This window comes from Streptomyces sp. P17 (genome assembly GCF_032436805.1).
Classification (GTDB): domain Bacteria; phylum Actinomycetota; class Actinomycetes; order Streptomycetales; family Streptomycetaceae; genus Streptomyces.
Genome location: NZ_JAVRBF010001150.1, coordinates 1 through 255 on the forward strand (window position 1 = coordinate 1; position 255 = coordinate 255).

General features: G+C 71.4%; 1 protein-coding gene and 1 pseudogene. Both read left to right on the forward strand.

The genetic code is table 11. From position 1 onward, the window contains the following. Positions 1-170, forward strand: a 170-nt coding sequence (locus RMT89_RS44230; protein ID WP_315889405.1) for an aconitase family protein, incomplete at its 5' end; no start/stop codon positions are given. Positions 171-176: 6 nt separating this feature from the next. Next, positions 177-255, forward strand: a pseudogene (locus RMT89_RS44235) (3-isopropylmalate dehydratase small subunit); the annotation flags it as partial.

Sequence of the window (255 nt, forward strand, 5' to 3'; positions counted from 1 at the left end):
TTGGAGGTGGACGCGGAGCGCTCACCTCCAACCGCAACTTCGAGGGCCGCCAGGGCAAGGGTGGCCGTACGCACCTGGTCTCGCCCCAGGTCGCCGCCGCCACCGCCGTACTGGGCCACCTGGCCTCCCCGGCCGATCTGTCCGACGTCGCTACGCCCGCGGGGGTCTGAGGAACCATGGAAGCTTTCACCACGCACACCGGCCGGGCCGTCCCGCTGCGCCGCAGCAACGTCGACACCGACCAGATCATCCCCG